The sequence below is a fragment of the Variovorax sp. PEI5 genome (assembly GCF_056679935.1).
This window is the reverse complement of record NZ_CM155257.1, coordinates 2086291-2104766: the sequence shown is the minus strand read 5'-3', so window position 1 is coordinate 2104766 and position 18476 is coordinate 2086291. Positions and strand designations below refer to the sequence as shown.

Genomic DNA, 18476 nt, shown 5'->3' with positions numbered 1-18476 from the left:
CGCGACGGACAGGGCCCGCATTGTAGGAAGCGGGTCCTGCTCGACACGATGGCCGGGTCTCGCCGGGTCCTGGGTCGTGGGTCGGTGCCTAGGATCGGGCGCAGGACCGGAAGCCGGCGAAGACATCGGTGCGCTCGCCGGGGAAGAAGTTGCGATAGCACGGGTGACGCAGCCATGGCGCGGTCGCGAACGAGGCCCCGCGCAGCACGCGCCGGCCGTCGTCGAACCAGGGCTGCGAGTAGTCGCGGTAGGGATGCGGCGCGAAGCCCGGATAGGGCGCGAACGCGCTGGCGGTCCATTCCCAGACCTCGCCCCAGGCGAACTCCCGCGGCTCGGTCGCCTCCCGGGCCGCCGTCTCCCATTGCGCCTCGGTCGGCAGCTGGCGCCCGGCCCAGCGGCACCACGCCTCGGCCTCGTGCACGCTCAGGTGGCAGGCGGGCGCGGCCGGATCGAGCGGCTCCCAGCGCCCGCACACCGCGTGTTCCCAGCCGCCCGGCGCGCGACGCAGATGCAGGGGCATCGTGGCGCCCTGGCGGTGGCGCCAGGCGCGTCCGGCCGGGGTCCAGGCGGCGTCGTCGGCATAGCCACCGGCCTCGACGAACGCCAGGAAGGCGCCCCAGGCGACCGGCGCGCGGTCGATGTCGAAGGCCGCCAGCTCGACCTCGTGGGCGCCCTGCTCGTTGTCGAACGCGAACCCCGGCGCCGTCATGCCGATCACGCGCCGGCCCGCCGCCACGCGCAGTCCGCCCGGGTGGGTCGGCCGCGCGCGGGGCGCGGGACCGAGTCGGGCCGGTCCCAGGTCGAGGCCCAGCCGCGCGGCCATGAAGTGCCAGGCCTCGCAATGCATCGATTCGTGGAACAGCACCAGCCGGAAGAAATAGAGCGCGCGGTCGGAGGCGTCGCCAGCGCGCAGCAAGGCCAGCGTCGTCTCGCGCACCGCATCGAGGTAGGCGAGGGTGGCCTCGGGGTCGGGCAGCGCCAGCCGCCAGCGGGTGCCATGCGCCACCGCCGACGAGTCGTAGAAGGCATCGGCATCGGGCAGCAGGGAAGGCATGCGCGCGGCCAGCGGATCGCAGTCCGCGCCGCGCGACCGGCCGGTGTTGCGCGCCAGCCAGACCTCCTCGAACCAGCCGATGTGGCCCAGTTCCCACAGCGGCAGGTTCACCGCCGGGTCCTGCGCGATGCGCAGCCCGTCCGGCCCGAGCGCCCGGCGGAAGCCGTCGAACAGCGCCAGCAGCCGGGCGCGGCCGGCCGCGAGCGCGGCCTCCAGGTCGGCCGGCCCGGCGTGGCGCATCGACAGGCCCGCCGCGGCCCCGCCCGCGCGCGGGTCCGCGTCCTCCGCTATAAGCTCGTCCATGAATCGTCCCTCGATCTGCATCGTCACGCCGGCCCTGGCCGATGCCAACAACGGCAACTGGCAGACGGCCCGGCGGTGGTCCCGGATGCTGGGAGCGCATTATCGGATCGAGGTCGTCGACCGCTGGGACGGCACCCCGGCCGATGCCCTGATCGCCCTGCACGCGCGGCGCTCGGCCGACTCCGTCGCGCGCTGGTCCGAGGCCCTGCCGCAGCGGCCGCTGGCCGTGGTGCTCACCGGCACCGACCTCTATCGCGACATCGGCCACGACATCGACGCCGAGCGCTCGCTGCGGCTGGCCGACCGGCTGATCGTGCTGCACGAGGGCGCCATCGCCGACCTGCCGGCGGCCTTCCGCGCCAAGGCCGTGGTCTGCTTCCAGTCGACCACCACGCGCGCCGCCCTGCCCAAGCCCCGCCGCCACCTGCGCGCCCTGATGGTCGGCCACCTGCGCGCCGAGAAGGCGCCGCAGACGTATTTCGATGCCGTGCGCCGGCTGGCCGGCCGCCCGGACATCCTGCTCGACCACATCGGCGCCGCGCTCGACCCGGCGCTCGGGCGCGAGGCGCGGGCGCTGCAGGACGAGCATCCCGCCTATCGCTGGCTCGGCGCGCGGCCGCATGCCCAGACGCGCCGCCGCATCCAGGCCGCCCACGTGCTGGTGCATCCGAGCTGGATGGAGGGCGGCGCCCATGTCGTGATGGAGGCGGTGCGCGGCGGCACGCCCGTGCTGGCCAGCCGCGTCGCCGGCAACGTCGGCATGCTGGGGGCCGACTACGCGGGCTATTTCGAGCCGGGCGACGCCCGGGGTCTCGCGACCCTGCTCGAAGGCTGCCGGGACGACCCGGCGATACTCGATCGCCTGGGTGCGCAATGCGCGTTGCGCGCTCCCCTGTTCGACCCCGCCCGCGAGCGCGCGACCCTGTCCGCGCTGCTGGCCGCAATGCTGGAGACCGCTGCATGACCCCTTCTTCGACCCCGCCCGTTTCCTCCGACCCGACGTCGCCCGCGCCATGGCACGGTCCGCGCCTGACCTCGCTCTCGCATGGCGGCGGCTGCGGCTGCAAGATCGCGCCCGGCGTGCTGTCCGAGATCCTGAAGAACAGCGCCGGCGGCCTGATCCCGCCCGAGCTGATGGTGGGCATCGAGACCGCCGACGATGCCGCCGTCTACCGCCTCAACGACACCCAGGCGCTCATCGCCACCACCGACTTCTTCATGCCGATCGTGGACGACCCCTACGAGTTCGGCCGCATCGCCGCCACCAATGCCATCAGCGACGTCTACGCCATGGGCGGCCGGCCGATCATGGCGCTGGCCCTGGTGGCGATGCCGGTGGCCCAGCTGCCGGTGGAGGTGATCGGCGAGATCGTGCGCGGCGGCCAGGCGGTCTGCCGCGCCGCCGGCATCCCGATCGCGGGCGGCCACACCATCGATTCGGTCGAGCCGATCTATGGCCTGGTCGCGCTCGGCCTGGTGCATCCGGATCGCGTGCGGCGCAACGCCGATGCCCGGCCCGGCGACGTGCTGGTGCTGGGCAAGCCGATCGGCGTGGGCGTGCTCTCGGCCGCGCTGAAGCGGGAGCAGCTGCCGCAGGAGGGCTACCGGCGGATGATCGAGACCACCACCCGCCTGAACACGCCCGGCATCGCCCTGGCGGCCCTGGATGGCGTGCACGCCCTGACCGACGTCACCGGTTTCGGCCTCGCCGGCCATGTGCTCGAACTGGCGCGCGGCGCCGACCTGACGGCCGTCGTCGAATGGTCCCGGGTGCCGCTGATCGAGGGCGCGGAGGCCCTGGCGGCCGAGGGCTTCGTCACCGGCGCCTCGGACCGCAACTGGCAGGGCTATGGCGCCGAGGTGATGCTGGCCGACGGCCTGCCCGCCACGGCGCGCGACCTGCTCACCGACCCGCAGACCTCCGGCGGACTGCTGGTGAGCTGCGCGAGCGAGGCCGTCGACGAGGTGCTGGCGATCTTCCGCGCCGAGGGCTTCGCCGAGGCCGCCGTGATCGGCCGCGCCGAAGCCGGCGCGCCGCGATTGCGGGTCGACGCCTGAAGGGTTTTCGGCGCGCCGGGAGCGCGGCGCCGGGCCGATGGCAGAATCCGCCCCGACCTTGAAACCAGCCGCGCGACCCGTGTCGACGGCAGTCCCGGCGGCCTCATGGAACCCAACGACCTCGATCTCTGGCAACTGGTGGGGCAGCTCGATCCCGAGCCGATCTGCATGTTCGACACCGGCTACCGGCTGATCGCCTTCAACCGGGCCCACGACGACGAGTTCCTGCGCATCTACGGCTTCCGTCCGCGCATCGGCGACGTCTTCCCCGATCTCTTCGTGGGCGAGCAGGCCACGCTGATGCGCAGCCTGATGAAGCGCGCGCTCGCCGGTGAATCGTTCACGGTGGTCGAGGCCTTCGGCCAGCCCGATCGGGGCGTGCCGCGGTGGGAGATCTCCTATGCGCCCCTGCGCGATGCCAGCGGCGCCATCTTCGGTGCCTTCCACCGGGCGCGCGACCTCACCACCGACAGCCTGCGCTCGCGCACGCTGGTGAGCCTGGTCGACGCGCGGCGCGGCGTCGACGATGCCGACCTGCGCCACGTCGTCGGCCGGCTGGACGACCAGCTGCGCGACCTCGACGACCCCGACACCATCGCCGCCCTGTGCGCGCGGGTGGTGGGCGAGACGCTCGAGGTCGCGATGACCGGCTTCGGCACCATGCTCGAGGACGACGAGACGCTGGAGGTGCTGCGCGGCTGGAGCGTGCCGGGCGCCCCCAGCATCGTCGGGCCCCACCGGCTGTCCGACTATGGCGACTTCGCCGACCTGCTGCGCCGGGGCCATGACTTCATCGTCGACGACATCGAGCACGACCCCCGCACGGCCACCACCGCCGCCTCCTGGCGGGCCCTGGGCGTGCGCGCCGCCGTCAACGTGCCGGTGCTCGAGGGCGGGCGCTATGTGGCGATGTTCTTCGTGCTGTGCCGGCAGGTGCGCCACTGGACGCCGTCGGAGCTCGGCTTCATCCGCAACGTGGCAGAGCGCGCCCGGCTCAACATCGAGCGTCGCCGCGCCGAGCTCGACCTGCGCCGGCTCGCCCGGTCGCTGGAGAACCAGATCGGCGAGCGCACGCGCGAGCGCGACCGGCTCTGGGACACCAGCGTCGATCTGCTGGTGCATGGCGATTTCGACGGCACGATCATCCGCCGCAGTCCGTCCTGGAGCCGCACGCTGGGCCACGACCCGGCCTTCCTGGAGGCGACGCCCTACCTGGAGCTGGCCCATCCGGAGGACGTCGAGGGCGTGATCGCCAACATGCGCATCCTGCGGCGCGAGGGCCGCTCGACCCGGCGCTCGACCCGCCTGCGGCATGCCGATGGCTCGTGGCGCACCATCGACTGGTCGCTCTCTCCCAACCCGGAAGGCGACGGCTTCAACGCCGTGGGGCGCGACATCACGGACCGGCTGGAGGCCGAGGCGTCCCGGCACCACCTGGAGGAGCAGCTGCGCCAGTCGCAGAAGATGGAAGCCGTCGGCCAGCTCACCGGCGGCCTGGCGCACGACTTCAACAACCTGCTCGCCGGCATCATGGGAGCGCTGGAACTGATGCAGCGGCGTATCGCGCTCGGCCAGCTCTCGGCCGAGTCCCAGAGCCGCTACATCGCCACCGCGCGCGGCGCGGCCGTGCGCGCGGCCTCGCTGACGCACCGGCTGCTGGCCTTCTCGCGCCGCCAGCCGCTCGATCCACGCCCGGTCGACGTCGATGCCCGCATCGCCGACATGCGCGAACTCGTGCAGCGCACCGTCGGGCCGACGATCGAGCTCGAGACGCCCGCCGCGCCCGGGCTGTGGACGGCCCGCCTGGACGGCCACCAGCTGGAGAACGCGATCCTCAACCTGTGCATCAATTCGCGCGATGCCATGCCCGAGGGCGGCACCATCACCATCGCGGCATCGAATCACGCGTTCGACGACCGCGCGGCCCGCGAGCGCGACCTGCCGCCCGGCGAGTACGTGTCGGTCCGCGTCGCCGACACCGGCGCCGGCATGTCCGAGGACACCCGCACGCGCGCCTTCGAGCCCTTCTTCACCACCAAGCCGATGGGGCATGGCACCGGGCTCGGCCTGTCGATGGTCTATGGCTTCGCGCGGCAGTCGGGCGGCCAGGCGCGCATCGAGTCGCGACCGGGCCGGGGCACCATCGTCGCGCTGTACTTCCCGCGCCACGTCGGCCCGGGCGAGGCCGCGGAGCCGCCAGCCGACTCGAGCTATGGCGCCAACGAGCGCGCGGGCACGGCGCTGCTGGTGGAGGACGAGCCCTCGATGCGGTCGCTGATGGCCGAGGTGCTGCGCGAGCAGGGGCTGGAGGTGCGGGAGGCCGAGGACGGCATCGCCGGCCTGCGCATCCTGCGCTCGGATGCCGTGATCGATCTGGTGGTGACCGACATCGGCCTGCCCGGCGGCATGAACGGGCGCCAGATGATCGAGGCGGCGCGGCCGCTGCGTCCGAACCTCAAGGTGCTGTATGTCACCGGCTATGCCGAGAGCGCGGTCGTCGGCGAGGGCCTGCTCGCCCCGGGCGACCACCTGCTGACCAAGCCGTTCACGCTCGATGCCTTCGCCGCGCGCATCGGCGCCATGACCGGGCGGCGCTGAGGAGCGCGCGAGGATGTCGGGGCGGGAGGGAGAGGGAGTCGAACCCTCCCGGCGACGCGTGGCGCCACCCACCGGGTTTGAAGCCCGGCCGCCCCACCAGGGACGCTTCCCTCCCACGGATCCCATGCGCGTCGTCGCGCATGCGTCTCACGGGCTGCCTGGCGTGGCGCCGAACAGCATCGTGTCGGGCCGCAGCAGGTGCCTGTCCTGCACGCGCCGCGTGTAGCCGATGCGGTCGAAGAACTCGAGCAGCTGGATCGCGCGCTTGCGACCCAGCCCGGTCGCATCGCGAAAACTCGCGGCCTGCAGGCCCGCCGCATTCTGCAGGCAATCGCGCGCCAGCGCGGCCAGCCGCTCGATCGTCCCCGCGGGATAGTAGAGATCCTTGACGACCTGGAAGGTCTGGCCGCGTCGCGCCAGGCTGGCGAGCGTCTGGCGCACCACGGGCTCGGTGGCGCCGGTGTCGCGGGCCAGGTCGCGCACCCAGGGCGGATCGAAACCGCCATCGGCCAGCTTCGGCAGCAGCTTCTGCGCCAGCCGCTCCTCGACCGCGCCGAGCACCGCCGCGTGCGCCGGCAGGTGCAGCCAGTGGCCGCTGCGCGCCACCAGGCCGCGCTCCACCAGGGTCTCGATGGCGTGGCGCCATGGCGCGTCGTCCACGCGCGGACCGGCCAGCCGCTTCAGGCGCCGCGCATCGGGGCCGACCTCGTCGGGCGTGGCGCGATGGAACGCCTCCAGCCGCTCGACGATGTGACCACGCAGGGCCTGGGCATGCGTGCCGGCGATGGCGGCGCGCTCCAGGCGCACGGCATCGGCCGGCAGCGGCAGGGCGACATCGGCGCGCAGGGCCAGGGTCCGGGCCAGCTGCGCCGTGTCGAGTCCGGACGGGGCACTGTCGAGCAGGGCGGCGATGCGTCGGGACCGGTCGTCGTGGCGCCAGGCCGCGAGCTGCGCCAGGCGCTGCGCCGTGCGCCGGTAACGCACCGGCGCGAAGGGATCGAGCACCCGCACGCCGGCGACGGTGCGGCTGGCCGACGCATCGCGCAGCACGCCGCGGTCGCCATGCCAGGCGCCGACCGGCTCGCGCAGCACCAGCTGGGCCAGCGCGGTCTCGCCCGGCGCCAGGGCATCGCGATCGAGCAGGGCGACCGAAGCCAGGGTGTCGCTGGCGCCCAGGTGCACGTGCACCGGGGTGCCGGAGCGCAGCGCGCGGGCCTCGTCGGGCCAGAGCGCGAGCTCGACGTCGATGCGCGCGGTGGCCAGGGCGATGCCGGGCGCGCAGACCCACTGGCCGCGCCGGATCTCGTCCTTGGCCACTCCGGCCAATGCCAGTGCGCAGCGCTGGCCGGCATGCGCGTCGTCGGTCCGGGCGTTCTGCGCGTGGATGCCGCGCACCCGCACCCGATGCTCGCCCGGCATCAGCAGCAGCTCGTCGCCGATGGCGACCCGGCCGGCCACCGCCGAGCCGGTCACCACCGTGCCGACGCCGGCCAGGGTGAAGGCGCGGTCGACCGCCATGCGGAAGGCGAGCGCGTCGTCCCGCATCCGGGTCTCGCGCGCCGCATCGAGCAGGTGCGCGCGCAGGATGTCGAGTCCCTCGCCGCTGGTCGCCGACAGCGGGAAGACCGGCGCGCCGGCCAGCGACGTCGGCGCCAGCAGGGCGTCGATCTCGGCGCGCACGCGCGCCAGCCGGGCCGGGCGCTCGGCGGCGTCGATCCGGTCGATCTTGGTCAGCGCGACGCTGCCGCGCGCCAGGCCCAGCAGCGCCATCACCGCCAGGTGCTCGCGCGTCTGCGGCATCACGCCATCGTCGGCCGCCACCACCAGCAGGGCGTGGTCGATGCCGGTGGCGCCGGCGAGCATGGTGTGCAGCAGGCGCTCGTGGCCCGGCACGTCGACGAAGCCGAGCGTGATGCCGTCGTCCGCGCGCAGGTAGGCATAGCCCAGCTCGATGGAGATGCCGCGGCGCTTCTCCTCGGGCAGGCGGTCGGTGTCGACGCCCGTGAGGGCGCGCACCAGCGTGGTCTTGCCGTGGTCGATGTGGCCGGCGGTGCCGATGATCATGGCGCGCGGTCCTCAGCCCAGGCGCTGGCGCAGCAGGTCGATCTGGGCCATGAAGGCGGCGCGGTCGTGCGCTTCCAGGCAGCGCAGGTCCAGCAGCAGCCGGTCGTCGGCGATGCGGCCGAGCACCGGCCGGGGCAGCGCGCGCAGGGCCGTCGCCAGCGCGTCGAGCAGCCGGCCCATGCCCTTGCGCGCGGTGCCGGCCGGCGTCAGCGCCAGTCCGGCCGAGGGCAGGCGCTCGACCGGCAGCGAGCCCGAGCCGATCTGGCCCTGCAGCAGCACCACCTCGACCGTGAAATGCGGGGCGACGGCGGCGGCGACGTGCGGCCGCAGCGCCTCGGCCATGGCCTGGATGGCCTCGGTCGGCCGCGTCAGCAGGCGCAGCGTCGGCAGGTCCTGCGCCAGCCGCTCGGGCCGCAGGTAGAGCGACAGCGTGGCCTCCAGCGCGGCCAGTGGCAGCTTGCTCATGCGCAGCGCGCGCTTGAGCGGGTACTTGCGGATACGGTCGACGGCCGCCTTGCTGCCCACGATCAGCCCGGCCTGCGGGCCGCCCAGCAGCTTGTCGCCCGAGAAGGTCACGACATCGCAGCCGGCGGCGATCATCTCCTGCGGCAGCGGCTCGCGCGGCAGGCCGTAGCGCGCCAGGTCGACCAGCGAGCCACTGCCCAGGTCGGTGGCCAGCGGCACGCCGCGCGCGCGCGCGATGGGCGCCAGCACGGCCTCGTCGACGGCGGCGGTGAAGCCCTGCACCTCGTAGTTGCTGGTGTGGACCTTCATCACCAGCGCCGTGTGCTTGCCGATGGCGCGTTCGTAGTCGCCCGGGTGGGTGCGGTTGGTGGTGCCGACCTCGACCATGCGCGCGCCGGCGGCGGCCATGACGTCGGGCATGCGGAAGGCGCCGCCGATCTCGACCAGCTCGCCGCGCGAGACGATCACCTCGCGGCCGTGCGCCAGCGCGCCGATGGTCAGCAGCACGGCGGCGGCGTTGTTGTTGACCACCGTCGCGGCCTCGGCGCCGGTCAGGGTGCACAGCAGTTCCTCGACCAGCGAATCGCGGTCGCCGCGGCCGCCGGTGGCGAGGTCGTACTCGAGGTTGTTGGGCGCCGCCATCAGGGTCATGAGCCGCTGCAGCGCGGCATCGGCCAGCACGGCGCGCCCGAGGTTGGTGTGGATGACGGTGCCGGTGAGGTTGAACACCGGCCGCATCCGCGGCGCCAGCCGGAACTCGATGCGTTCGGCCAGGGCCGTCGCCAGCGCGTCCGGCGCGATCTTCCCGCTCGCCAGGTCGCCGGCCAGCGCGCCGGCGCGCAGCAGGTCGAGCAGGGCGCGCGCCTCGGTGGCGACGAGCGTGTGGCCATGCGCGGCCAGCAGCTCGGGCACACCGGCGGCGCGCAGCAGGCGGTCGACGGAAGGCAGGTCCTGGGGGCGGGCCTTCGGACCGTGGACCACGGACCCTCCGGGCGCCGCCATCAGGCGTCCCCGCCGTCGCCGCTCGGCTCGGCGTCGCCGAACAGCAGCATCAGGTTGTGGCCGCTGCGCTCGAAGCCGGCATCGGCCACCAGCAGGTCGAGCGCCACGCTGGCCAGGTCGTCGGCCACCGGCTCGACCTCGTGGTCCTTCTCCATCGAGACCTGCTTGAGATAGTGACCGCAGGTATCGCAGCATTCGGCCTTGACGGCGCCGGGGCGCGCTCCGGTGGCGGCGACCTCCACGCCCTCGTGGGCCGGCTCCAGCGTCTCGTAGTGGATGCCCTTGGTGCTCTCGCAGTGGGCGCACTTGATGCGCACGTAGTGCCATTGCGTGCTGCACAGCGCGCAATGCAGGTAGCGGAAGCCGGCGTCGTCGGCGCCGATGCGCGTGACCGAGGCGGTCGGCGGGCTGCCGCAGCACGGGCACTGGGTGGCGGGATCGGTGTGGCCGAAGACGCGCTCGCCATGCACGTCGGTGGTCCGCAGGGCCAGCTGGGTCCAGTAGGTCTGCAGGCCGGCGGCGATCAGCGGCGCGGCGCCGAGGTCGAGCTCCAGGGTCTGGCGCCTGAGCAGGCGGTCGGCTTGGCTCTCCAGCCAGTCGTCGGGGCTGGCGGCCACGCGGTCGACCATGGCGCGCGCCGGGCCGTCGGGCAGCCGCGCACGCACCAGGCCCAGCAGCCGCCGGAGCTGGTCGCGCCAGAGCGCGTCGCGCGGCCAGCCGAAGGCCGGCACCGGTGGCTTGAGGGCCTTGGCGGCGGCGGCGCAGGCGTCGTCATCGGGTAGGGCGACTTCGGGATAGTCCTGCAGCACCTGGTGCTGGGCCGAAGCCAGGTCGGCGACGAACAGCAGGTAGTCGCGCATCGCATGCGACGCGGCGAGCTGGCGCAGGCGCAGCTGGCGGTCGGAGAACACCAGCGCGCGTTGCGGCAGGCGCAGGAACGGCATCTGCCGCCCGGCCTGCAGCGCGATCTCCTCGACCGAGAGGACGCGCGTGGTGTAGGCCGGTGGCGGTGCACCCGGGGCGCCCGGGGCACCGTCTTGGGGGGAAGGACTGTCGTTGTCGTTGCGGGTCATCCGGCGATTATTCGCCGCGCGTCATCTTCCGGTGCCACAGCGGGTGATTCAACCGGGCCCAGCCCTCGGTCACCGTGCCGCGCGTCATGGCGCGCATGGTGCCCTTGATCCAGATGGCGGCATAGATGTGCGTCATCACCGAGATCACCAGCACGAATGCCGAGGCGGCATGCACCACCACGGCGATGCGCCGCAGCGTGATCGGGAAGAAGTGCACGAACCACGGACTCCAGAACATGAAGCCGGTCACCAGGAGCAGCAGCAGGCTGACGGCGAAGGCCCAGAACACCAGCTTCTGGCCGGCGTTGTACTTGCCCACGGCCGGCATGCCCTCCTTGTTGCCCTTGAGCATCTCCGGCGCCTTGGCGAGCCATTCGCGGTCGGCGCGGTCGAGCACGTTCTCGCGCCACATGGTGAAGAACAGGAACGCGAAGCCCAGCACCATGGCCAATCCGAAGAAGGGGTGCAGGATCCGCGTCCACTGGCCGCCGCCGAAGAAGGCGGTAAAGAAGAACAGCGAGGGATGGAAGAACGCCAGGCCCGAGAGCCCGGCGGCAATGAACATGAGCACCACGTACCAGTGGTTCATGCGCGTGGCGTCGCGGTAGCGGCGCAGATAGCGGACGGTGGTCATCGCGAGGCTCCTGGTTCAGACGCGGGGCGGTGGGGACGCGGGATCGTGCACCGTCCGCGCCGGGGGCACGGACGACGGCGGCGACTCGCCCGGGGCGGGTGGCGCCTCGATGATCTCGGCCTTGACGCCGTGGCCGTCGTCGTCCTCGTCGCTGGCGCCTTCCTTGGCTTCCACCGGACCGACCTTCATGTAGTGGAAGAAGCTGCCCACCACGGTGCCGACCATCGCCAGCACCGCCAGCGGCTTGGCCACGCCCTTCCAGAGCGACACCAGCGGACTGATGTGCGGATCCTTGGGCAGGTTGCTGTAGAGGCCGGGGCGGTCGGCATGCTGCAGCACGTACATGACGTGCGTGCCGCCGACACCGGCCGGATCGTAGGTCCCGGCGTTCTTGAAGCCGCGCTCCTTGAGGTCGACGATGCGCTCGTCGGCGTACTGGTGCATGGCTTCCTTGGTGCCGAAGTGGATGGCGCCGGTCGGGCAGACCTTCACGCAGGCCGGCTCCAGGCCGACGGTGACGCGGTCCGAGCACAGCGAGCACTTGTAGGCGCGGTTGTCGGTCTTGCTGATGCGCGGCACGTCGAACGGGCAGCCGGTCACGCAGTTGCCGCAGCCCACGCAGTTCTCGCTGATGAAGTCGACGATGCCGTTGCTGTACTTGACGATGGCGCCGGGCGCCGGACACGACTTCAGGCAGCCCGGGTCCTCGCAGTGCATGCAGCCGTCCTTGCGGATCAGCCACTCGAGGTGGCCGGGCTCGGGCTCGACCTCCGCGTAGCGCATCACCGTCCAGGACGACGGCGTGAGGTCGGTCGGGTTGTCGTAGGTGCCGCCGGTGACGCCGACCTCGTCGCGCAGGTCGTTCCACTGCATGCACGCCACCTGGCAGGCCTTGCAGCCGATGCAGGCGGAGACGTCGATCAGCTTGGCGACTTCCTGCACCTGCGGGCGGTGGCGGATGTCGGGCGGCTGCACGGTGGTGGCCGAGCGCGCCGCGATGTCGAGGGATTGGAGGGACGACATGGGGCTCAGGCTTTTTCGATGTTGACCGTGAAGGACTTGTACTCGGGCGTCTGGGTGTTCGCATCGCCGACGACGGGCGTCAGCGTGTTCACCAGGAAGCCCGGCTTGGTGAGGCCGAGGAAGCCCCAATGGTTGGGCAATCCCACCGTATGGACGGTCTGGCCCTGGACCTGCAGCGCCTGGATGCGCCGTGTCACCAGGGCCACGGCCTTGATGTAGCCGCGCTTGCTGCTGACCTTGACCATCGATCCGTTGGTGATGCCCTTCGCCTCGGCCAGCTCGACGCCGATCTCGACGAACTGCTGCGGCTGGATGATGGCGTTGCTGCGGACGTGCTTGGTCCAGTAGTGGAAGTGCTCGGTGAGCCGGTAGCTGGTGGCGACGTACGGAAAGTCCTTGGGCACCCCCAGCATCTCCAGGTCGCCCTGGAACACCCGCGCGGCCGGGTTGGCGCGCGCCACCGGATTGTTCGGGTGCATCGGGTTGTTCACCAGCGGCGACTCGAAGGGCTCGTAGTGCTCCGGCAGCGGTCCCTCGGCCATGCCGCTGGGCGCGAACAGGCGCGCCACGCCCTCGGCGTTCATGATGAACGGGCGCACCGCCTCGGCCTCCATCGGATTGGCATCCGGGCGGATGTCCGGGATGTCCGAGCCGGCCCACTTGGCGCCGTCCCACTTCACCAGCATGCGCCGGGCGATCCACGGCTGTCCCGTCGTCGGGTCGACCGAGGCGGCGTTGTAGAGGATGCGCCGGTTCGCCGGCCAGGCCCACGACCAGTTCAGCGCCTGGCCGATGCCATAGGGGTCGGCGTTGTCGCGCCGCGCCATCTGGTTGCCGGCCTGCGTCCAGGCGCCGGAGTAGATCCAGCAGCCCGAGGACGTGCTGCCATCGTCGCGCAGCAGTCCGAAGCCCGAGAGCTGTTCGCCGGCCCGGGCCAGCACCTTGGTCGGATCCTTCGGATCGACCAGATCGACCAGCGCCTTCCCGTTGTATTCCATCGCCAGCTCCTGCGCGGAGGGCGAATGCGGGATCTTGTAGTTCCAGGTCAGGTTGACGATCGGATCGGGGAAGGCGCCGCCATCCTTGGCATAGGCCACGCGGATGCGGTTGAAGATGCCCGCGACGATGTCGATGTCGCCCATCGCCTCGCCCGGCGGCTCGGCGCCCTTCCAGTGCCACTGCAGCCAGCGGCTGGAGTTGGTCAGCGAGCCTTCCTCCTCGGCGAAGCAGGTCGACGGCAGGCGGAACACGGTGGTCTGGATGTCGGCCGTCTTGACGTCGTTGTACTCGCCATAGTTCTTCCAGAACTCGCTCGTCTCGGTCATCAGCGGATCGATGGTCACCAGGAACTTCAGCTTGGACAGGCCAGCGACCGTCTTGTGCTTGTTCGGGAACGAGGCGACCGGGTTGAAGCCCTGGCAGATGTAGCCGTTGATCAGGCCCTTGTTCATCAGCTCGAAGGCCTGCAGCACGTCGTAGAGCTTGTCGAGCTTGGGCAGGTAGTGGAAGGCCCAGTCGTTCTGCGCCGTCGCGGCATTGCCCCACCAGGCCTTCTGCAGACTGACGAAGAACTTGGGGTAGTTCTGCCAGTAGCTCATCTGGTTGGGACGCAGCGGCTTGAGCGAGCGGGTCTTGTAGTAGTCGTCCAGCGTCTGCTCGCCCTCGCGGGCCAGCGACAGGTAGCCCGGCAGCGAGTTCGACAGCAGACCCAGGTCGGTCAGGCCCTGGATGTTGCTGTGGCCGCGCAGGGCGTTCATGCCGCCGCCGGCCACGCCCATGTTGCCCAGGAGCAGTTGCATGATCGCGCCGGTGCGGATGATCTGCGAGCCCTGGCTGTGCTGCGTCCAGCCGAGCGCGTACATCACCGTCATGGTGCGGTCGGGCGTGCTGCAGCTGGCGATGTATTCGCAGACCTTCAGGAACTTGTCCTGCGGGGTGCCGGTGATCCTGCTCACCACATCGGGCGTGTAGCGCGAGAAATGCCGCTTCATGACCTGCAGCACGCATTGCGGGTCCTGCATCGTCATGTCGACCCGGGCCATGCCCTGCTCGTCGAGCGCATAGCCCCAGGACCTGGCGTCGTACTTGCGGTTGGCCGCGTCATAGCCGCTGAACAGGCCGTCCTCGAACTTGTAGTCGGGCCCGACGATGAACGGCGCGTTGGTGTAGTGGCGCACGTACTCGGTCTGGATCTTGTCGTTCGTCAGGAGGTAGTTGAGCACCCCCGACAGGAACGCGATGTCCGAGCCCGCGCGCACCGGCGCGTAGTAATCCGCCATGGCCGCCGACCGCGTGAAGCGCGGGTCGACCACCACCAGGCGGGCCTTGTTGTGTTTCTTGGCTTCGATCACCCACTTGAAGCCGCACGGATGCGCCTCAGCGGCATTGCCACCCATGATGAGCACGACATCCGCATGCTGGATGTCCTGCCAATGGTTGGTCATCGCGCCTCTGCCGAACGTCGGGGCCAGACTGGCCACCGTCGGTCCGTGTCAAACGCGGGCCTGGTTGTCGAAGACCAGCATCCCCAGCGAGCGGAATGCCTTGTGCGTGATGTAGCCGGTTTCGTTGGAGGAGGCCGACGCGGCCAGCATGCCGGTGGTGGTCCAGCGGTTGACGATGCGGCCATCGGCGCCGGTGCGCTGGAAGTTGGCGTCGCGGTCGTCCTTGAGCAGCTTGGCGATGCGGTCGAGCGCGCTGTCCCAGCTGATGCGCTTCCATTCGTTGCTGCCCGCCTCGCGGACCTCGGGGAACTTCAGGCGGTGGGGGCTGTGGACGAAGTCGAGCAGGCCGGCGCCCTTGGGGCAGAGCGTGCCGCGGTTGACCGGGTGGTCCGGGTCGCCCTCGATGTGCAGGATGGCCGGCACCACGTTCTTGGCCCGGTCGCCCAGGCTGTACATGATCAGGCCGCAGCCGACCGAGCAGTACGGGCAGGTGTTGCGCGTCTCGGTGGTGCGGGCGAGCTTGAAGTTGCGTGTCTCGGCGAGCGCCGCGGCCGGCGAGAAACCGAGCGCCGCGATGCTGGAGCCGACCAGGCCGGCGCCGCTGACGCGGAAGAACTGACGGCGACTCATGTCCATAGGGACACCTCCGTCGGACAGTGGATGGGATGCTTCATCGTGACTCTTGTGGGGTGGGTGTGAAAGCGAAGGGGCGAAAGGGAGCGAGGGGACGGAAAACGGTTCAGGGCTTGGGCGCGGTCGGGGCGCCGTCGCCGGCGGTCGGGGCGGTGGCGTTGCCGGTCGGCGGAGGCGTCACGTTGGCGCTCGGGGTGACGCCGCCGATGGCGGTGGCGCCCTCGCCGGGACCCTCGCGGGTGCCGGACTTGGACACCGTGTCGCCCGAAGGCGCCGCCTTGATGCCGGCCGGATACTCGGCCGAGGGCGCTCCGCCGGAGGCGGCGGTCGGTCCCGTGGTGGTGCCGCCGGCCGAGGGCGTGGGGGGCGAGGAAGGCTTGCGGTCGCAGCCCGCCAGCAACGCCAGGCCGGCCAGCGACAGCGCGGCCAGCAGGGCGCCGGGAGTTCGGAGGATCGTTTTTCGTGGGGTCAAGGGGTTCTCCTTGGGTACGGCCCGGAGGGCCACCGTACAAGTCTTGAAACAGTTTAGCGACAGCCTTCCAACCTTGTCTTGCGATCAACCCGGGGCAGCGCGGCCCTTTCGCGCTCGGCTATCGTCGCGGCGATGAAATCCTCCCTCCGTCTCGGCTGGCGCACGTTGTGGCGCGATCTGCGCGCCGGCGAACTGCGCCTGCTCATCGTGGCCGTCCTGCTGGCCGTGGCGGCATTGACCGCCGTCGGCTTCTTCGCCGACCGGCTCAAGGGCGGCCTGCAGCGCGACGCCCGCCAGCTCCTGGGCGGCGACGCGGTGCTGGTCACCGACAGCGCGACGCCGGGCGCCTTCACCGGCGAGGCCGGGAGACTGGGATTGCAGGGCGCCATGACCTATGGCTTCCCGACCATGGCGCGTGCCACCGATGCCCAGGGCGGCGCCAGCAAGCTGGTCTCGCTCAAGGCCGTCGCGCCCGGCTATCCGCTGCGCGGCAGCCTGCTGACCGCCAGCGCCCCCGACACCGCCGGCCAGACCACGCGCGACGTCCCCGGCCCGGGCGAGGTCTGGGTCGACGCCTCGCTGCTCGACGCGCTGGGCCTGCGGGTGGGCGATCCATTGCTGCTGGGCGACGCCAGCCTGCGCATCGCGCGCGTGATCGTGCTGGAGCCCGATCGCGGCGGCGGCTTCATGAGCTTCTCGCCGCGCGTGATGCTCAACCAGGCCGATGTCGCGCGCACCGCGCTCGTGCAGCCGGCCAGCCGCGTGACCTACCGCTTCGCCGTCGCCGGATCGGATGCCGCCGTGCTGGCCTTCACCCGCTCGACCGAGGCGCGGCTCAAGCAGGGCGGACTGCGCGGCGCGCGGCTCGAATCCTTCGAGAGCGGCCGCCCGGAGATGCGCCAGACGCTCGACCGGGCCGAGAAATTCCTCAACCTGGTGGCATTGCTGGCGGCGCTGCTGAGCGCCGTGGCGGTGGCGCTGGCGGCGCGCGGCTTCGCCGCCAGCCACCTCGACGACTGCGCCATGCTGCGGGTGCTCGGCCAGAGCCAGCGCACCATCGCCGGCGCCTATGCCTTCGAGTTCGCGCTGGTCGGGCTGGGCGCCAGCGCGCTGGGCGTGGCGATCGGCTTCGCCGTGCATTACGCCTTCGTGCTGCTGCTCGCCGGCCTGGTCGAGACCGCGCTGCCGGCGCCGACCTTCCGGCCGGCCCTGTTCGGCCTGGGCATGGGCCTCACGCTGCTGTTCACCTTCGGCCTGCCGCCGGTGCTGCAGCTTGCGCGGGTGCCGCCGCTGCGCGTCATCCGGCGCGACGTCGGCGGACTCAAGCCGGCCTCGCTGGCGGTGCTGGGCATCGGCGCGCTGGGTTTCGTCGCGCTGCTGCTGGCGGCCAGCAGCGACCTGAAACTGGGCCTGATCGCCGTCGGCGGCTTCGCCGCGGCGGTGGCGGTGTTCGCGCTGCTGAGCTGGCTGGCGGTGAAGGTGCTGCGGCGCGTGGTCAACGAGGCCACCGCGCCGCGCTGGCTGGTGCTGGCGACGCGGCAGATCTCGGCCCGGCCGGCCTATGCGGTGGTCCAGGTCAGCGCGCTGGCCGTCGGCCTGCTGGCCCTGGTGCTGCTGGTGCTGCTGCGCACCGACCTGGTGTCGAGCTGGCGTCGCGCGACGCCACCGGACGCGCCCAATCGCTTCGTCATCAATGTCATGCCCGACCAGAGCGAGGCGTTCCAGCAGTCGCTGCGCGATGGCGGCGTCAAGGGCTTCGACTGGTATCCGATGATCCGCGGCCGGCTGGTGGCCATCAACGACCGCCCGGTCAACCCGGAGGACTACACCGAGGACCGCGCCCGGCGCCTGGTCGACCGCGAGTTCAACCTCAGCAACAGCGCCGAGGCGCCGGCGCACAACCAGATCGTCGCCGGCGCCTGGACGCCCGACGCGCGCGGCGAGCTCAGCGTCGAGGACGGCCTGGCCGAGACCCTGGGCCTGAAGCTGGGCGACATGCTGCGCTTCGACATCGGCGGCGTGACCAACGAGGCGCGCATTACCTCGCTGCGCAAGGTCGACTGGGGCTCGCTGCGCGCCAACTTCTTCGTCATGTACAGCGTCGCCCGGCTGGCCGAGGACATCCCGGTGACCTACATGGGCGCCTTCCGGGCGCCATCGACCCGGGGCTTCGACAACGCCCTGGTGCGCGCCTACCCGAACGTGACCAATGTCGACATGAGCGCCACCATCGGCCAGGTCCAGCGCGTGCTCGACCAGGTGATTCGCGCGGTCGAGTTCCTGTTCGGCTTCACGCTGGCGGCCGGGCTGGTGGTGCTGTTCGCCGCCGTCACGGCCACGCGCGAGGAGCGCGCGCGGGAATTCGCCGTGATGCGCGCGGTCGGCGCCCGCGCCAGCCTGCTGCGCCAGGTGCAGCGCGCCGAACTGGCCGGCGTCGGCCTGCTGGCGGGCTTCCTGGCCAGCATCGCCGCCTCGGCCATCGGCTGGGGCCTGGCGCGCTATGTGTTCGACTTTGCCTGGACGGCGTCGCCGCTGGTGCCGCTGGCCGGCGCGCTGGCCGGCGCCGGACTGGCCCTGGCGGCGGGCTGGTGGGGCCTGCGCGACGTGCTGCGCCGGCCGGTGGTCGAGACCCTGCGCAAGGGATGAGGAGCGA

Annotated in this window: 12 protein-coding genes and 1 tRNA gene; 4 read left to right on the top strand and 9 right to left on the bottom strand. The window is 71.8% G+C overall.

The annotated features are described in order from the left end of the window. Positions 1 to 88 precede the first annotated feature (88 nt). Entirely contained in the window at positions 89 to 1378 is a 1290-nt protein-coding gene (gene senA, locus AC1MLT_RS09665) for a selenoneine synthase SenA (RefSeq protein WP_481034960.1), read from the bottom strand. Here senA and senB point away from each other — a divergent pair. The 3 genes from senB (at position 1356) to AC1MLT_RS09650 (ending at position 6013) form a co-directional block, all read left to right on the top strand. After that, entirely contained in the window at positions 1356 to 2321 is a 966-nt protein-coding gene (gene senB / locus AC1MLT_RS09660; RefSeq protein ID WP_481032075.1) for a selenoneine biosynthesis selenosugar synthase SenB, read from the top strand. The genes senA and senB overlap by 23 nt on opposite strands. Continuing rightward, positions 2318 to 3415 (top strand): selenide, water dikinase SelD, encoded by a 1098-nt coding sequence (gene selD, locus AC1MLT_RS09655; protein ID WP_481032074.1) that lies wholly within the window; start codon positions 2318 to 2320, stop codon positions 3413 to 3415. Before senB ends, selD begins: the two co-directional genes overlap by 4 nt. 105 nt (positions 3416 to 3520) lie before the next feature. Continuing rightward, positions 3521 to 6013, top strand: coding sequence for a PAS domain-containing protein (locus tag AC1MLT_RS09650; RefSeq protein WP_481032073.1), 2493 nt, complete (start codon positions 3521 to 3523; stop codon positions 6011 to 6013). 22 nt (positions 6014 to 6035) lie between these two features. On the opposite strand, the gene AC1MLT_RS09645 is transcribed toward AC1MLT_RS09650, so the two are convergent. The 8 genes from AC1MLT_RS09645 to AC1MLT_RS09610 form a co-directional block, all read right to left on the bottom strand. Beyond that, a tRNA-Sec gene (locus tag AC1MLT_RS09645) sits at positions 6036 to 6128 on the bottom strand. Positions 6129 to 6160: 32 nt separating this feature from the next. Then, entirely contained in the window at positions 6161 to 8077 is a 1917-nt protein-coding gene (selB, locus tag AC1MLT_RS09640; protein ID WP_481032072.1) for a selenocysteine-specific translation elongation factor, read from the bottom strand. Between the two features lie 12 nt (positions 8078 to 8089). Beyond that, positions 8090 to 9544: an L-seryl-tRNA(Sec) selenium transferase gene (selA, locus tag AC1MLT_RS09635; RefSeq protein ID WP_481032071.1), complete on the bottom strand. Its 1455-nt coding sequence runs from the start codon at positions 9542 to 9544 to the stop codon at positions 8090 to 8092. Beyond that, positions 9544 to 10617: a formate dehydrogenase accessory protein FdhE gene (gene fdhE, locus AC1MLT_RS09630; RefSeq protein WP_481032070.1), complete on the bottom strand. Its 1074-nt coding sequence runs from the start codon at positions 10615 to 10617 to the stop codon at positions 9544 to 9546. Before fdhE ends, selA begins: the two co-directional genes overlap by 1 nt. Positions 10618 to 10624: 7 nt before the next feature. After that, on the bottom strand, positions 10625 to 11251 hold the full coding sequence (locus AC1MLT_RS09625; RefSeq protein ID WP_481032069.1) for a formate dehydrogenase subunit gamma: 627 nt from the start codon (positions 11249 to 11251) through the stop codon (positions 10625 to 10627). A gap of 15 nt (positions 11252 to 11266) precedes the next feature. Then, the gene (fdxH, locus tag AC1MLT_RS09620) at positions 11267 to 12274 is read right to left on the bottom strand and encodes a formate dehydrogenase subunit beta (RefSeq protein ID WP_481032068.1); all 1008 of its coding nucleotides are present in this window, start codon (positions 12272 to 12274) and stop codon (positions 11267 to 11269) included. 5 nt (positions 12275 to 12279) lie between these two features. Further along, positions 12280 to 15354: a formate dehydrogenase-N subunit alpha gene (gene fdnG / locus AC1MLT_RS09615; RefSeq protein ID WP_481032067.1), complete on the bottom strand. Its 3075-nt coding sequence runs from the start codon at positions 15352 to 15354 to the stop codon at positions 12280 to 12282. 103 nt (positions 15355 to 15457) lie between these two features. Continuing rightward, positions 15458 to 15823, bottom strand: a complete 366-nt coding sequence (locus AC1MLT_RS09610; RefSeq protein WP_481032066.1) for a hypothetical protein — start codon at positions 15821 to 15823, stop codon at positions 15458 to 15460. Positions 15824 to 15955: 132 nt separating this feature from the next. On the opposite strand from AC1MLT_RS09610, the gene AC1MLT_RS09605 reads away from it, so the two are divergent. Further along, complete coding sequence (locus AC1MLT_RS09605) at positions 15956 to 18469, top strand: ABC transporter permease (RefSeq protein ID WP_481032065.1); 2514 nt, start codon at positions 15956 to 15958, stop codon at positions 18467 to 18469. Positions 18470 to 18476 lie beyond the last annotated feature (7 nt).

Bases quoted from the DNA above. Each gene is read 5' to 3' on its own strand.
- selB (WP_481032072.1), bottom strand. From the start codon at position 8,077: ATGATCATCGGCACCGCCGGCCACATCGACCACGGCAAGACCACGCTG.
- selA (WP_481032071.1), bottom strand. From the start codon at position 9,544: ATGGCGGCGCCCGGAGGGTCCGTGGTCCACGGTCCGAAGGCCCGCCCC.
- fdxH (WP_481032068.1), bottom strand. From the start codon at position 12,274: ATGTCGTCCCTCCAATCCCTCGACATCGCGGCGCGCTCGGCCACCACC.
- senA (WP_481034960.1), bottom strand. From the start codon at position 1,378: ATGCAGATCGAGGGACGATTCATGGACGAGCTTATAGCGGAGGACGCG.
- AC1MLT_RS09605 (WP_481032065.1), top strand. From the start codon at position 15,956: ATGAAATCCTCCCTCCGTCTCGGCTGGCGCACGTTGTGGCGCGATCTG.
- fdhE (WP_481032070.1), bottom strand. From the start codon at position 10,617: ATGACCCGCAACGACAACGACAGTCCTTCCCCCCAAGACGGTGCCCCG.
- AC1MLT_RS09625 (WP_481032069.1), bottom strand. From the start codon at position 11,251: ATGACCACCGTCCGCTATCTGCGCCGCTACCGCGACGCCACGCGCATG.
- selD (WP_481032074.1), top strand. From the start codon at position 2,318: ATGACCCCTTCTTCGACCCCGCCCGTTTCCTCCGACCCGACGTCGCCC.
- AC1MLT_RS09650 (WP_481032073.1), top strand. From the start codon at position 3,521: ATGGAACCCAACGACCTCGATCTCTGGCAACTGGTGGGGCAGCTCGAT.
- senB (WP_481032075.1), top strand. From the start codon at position 1,356: ATGAATCGTCCCTCGATCTGCATCGTCACGCCGGCCCTGGCCGATGCC.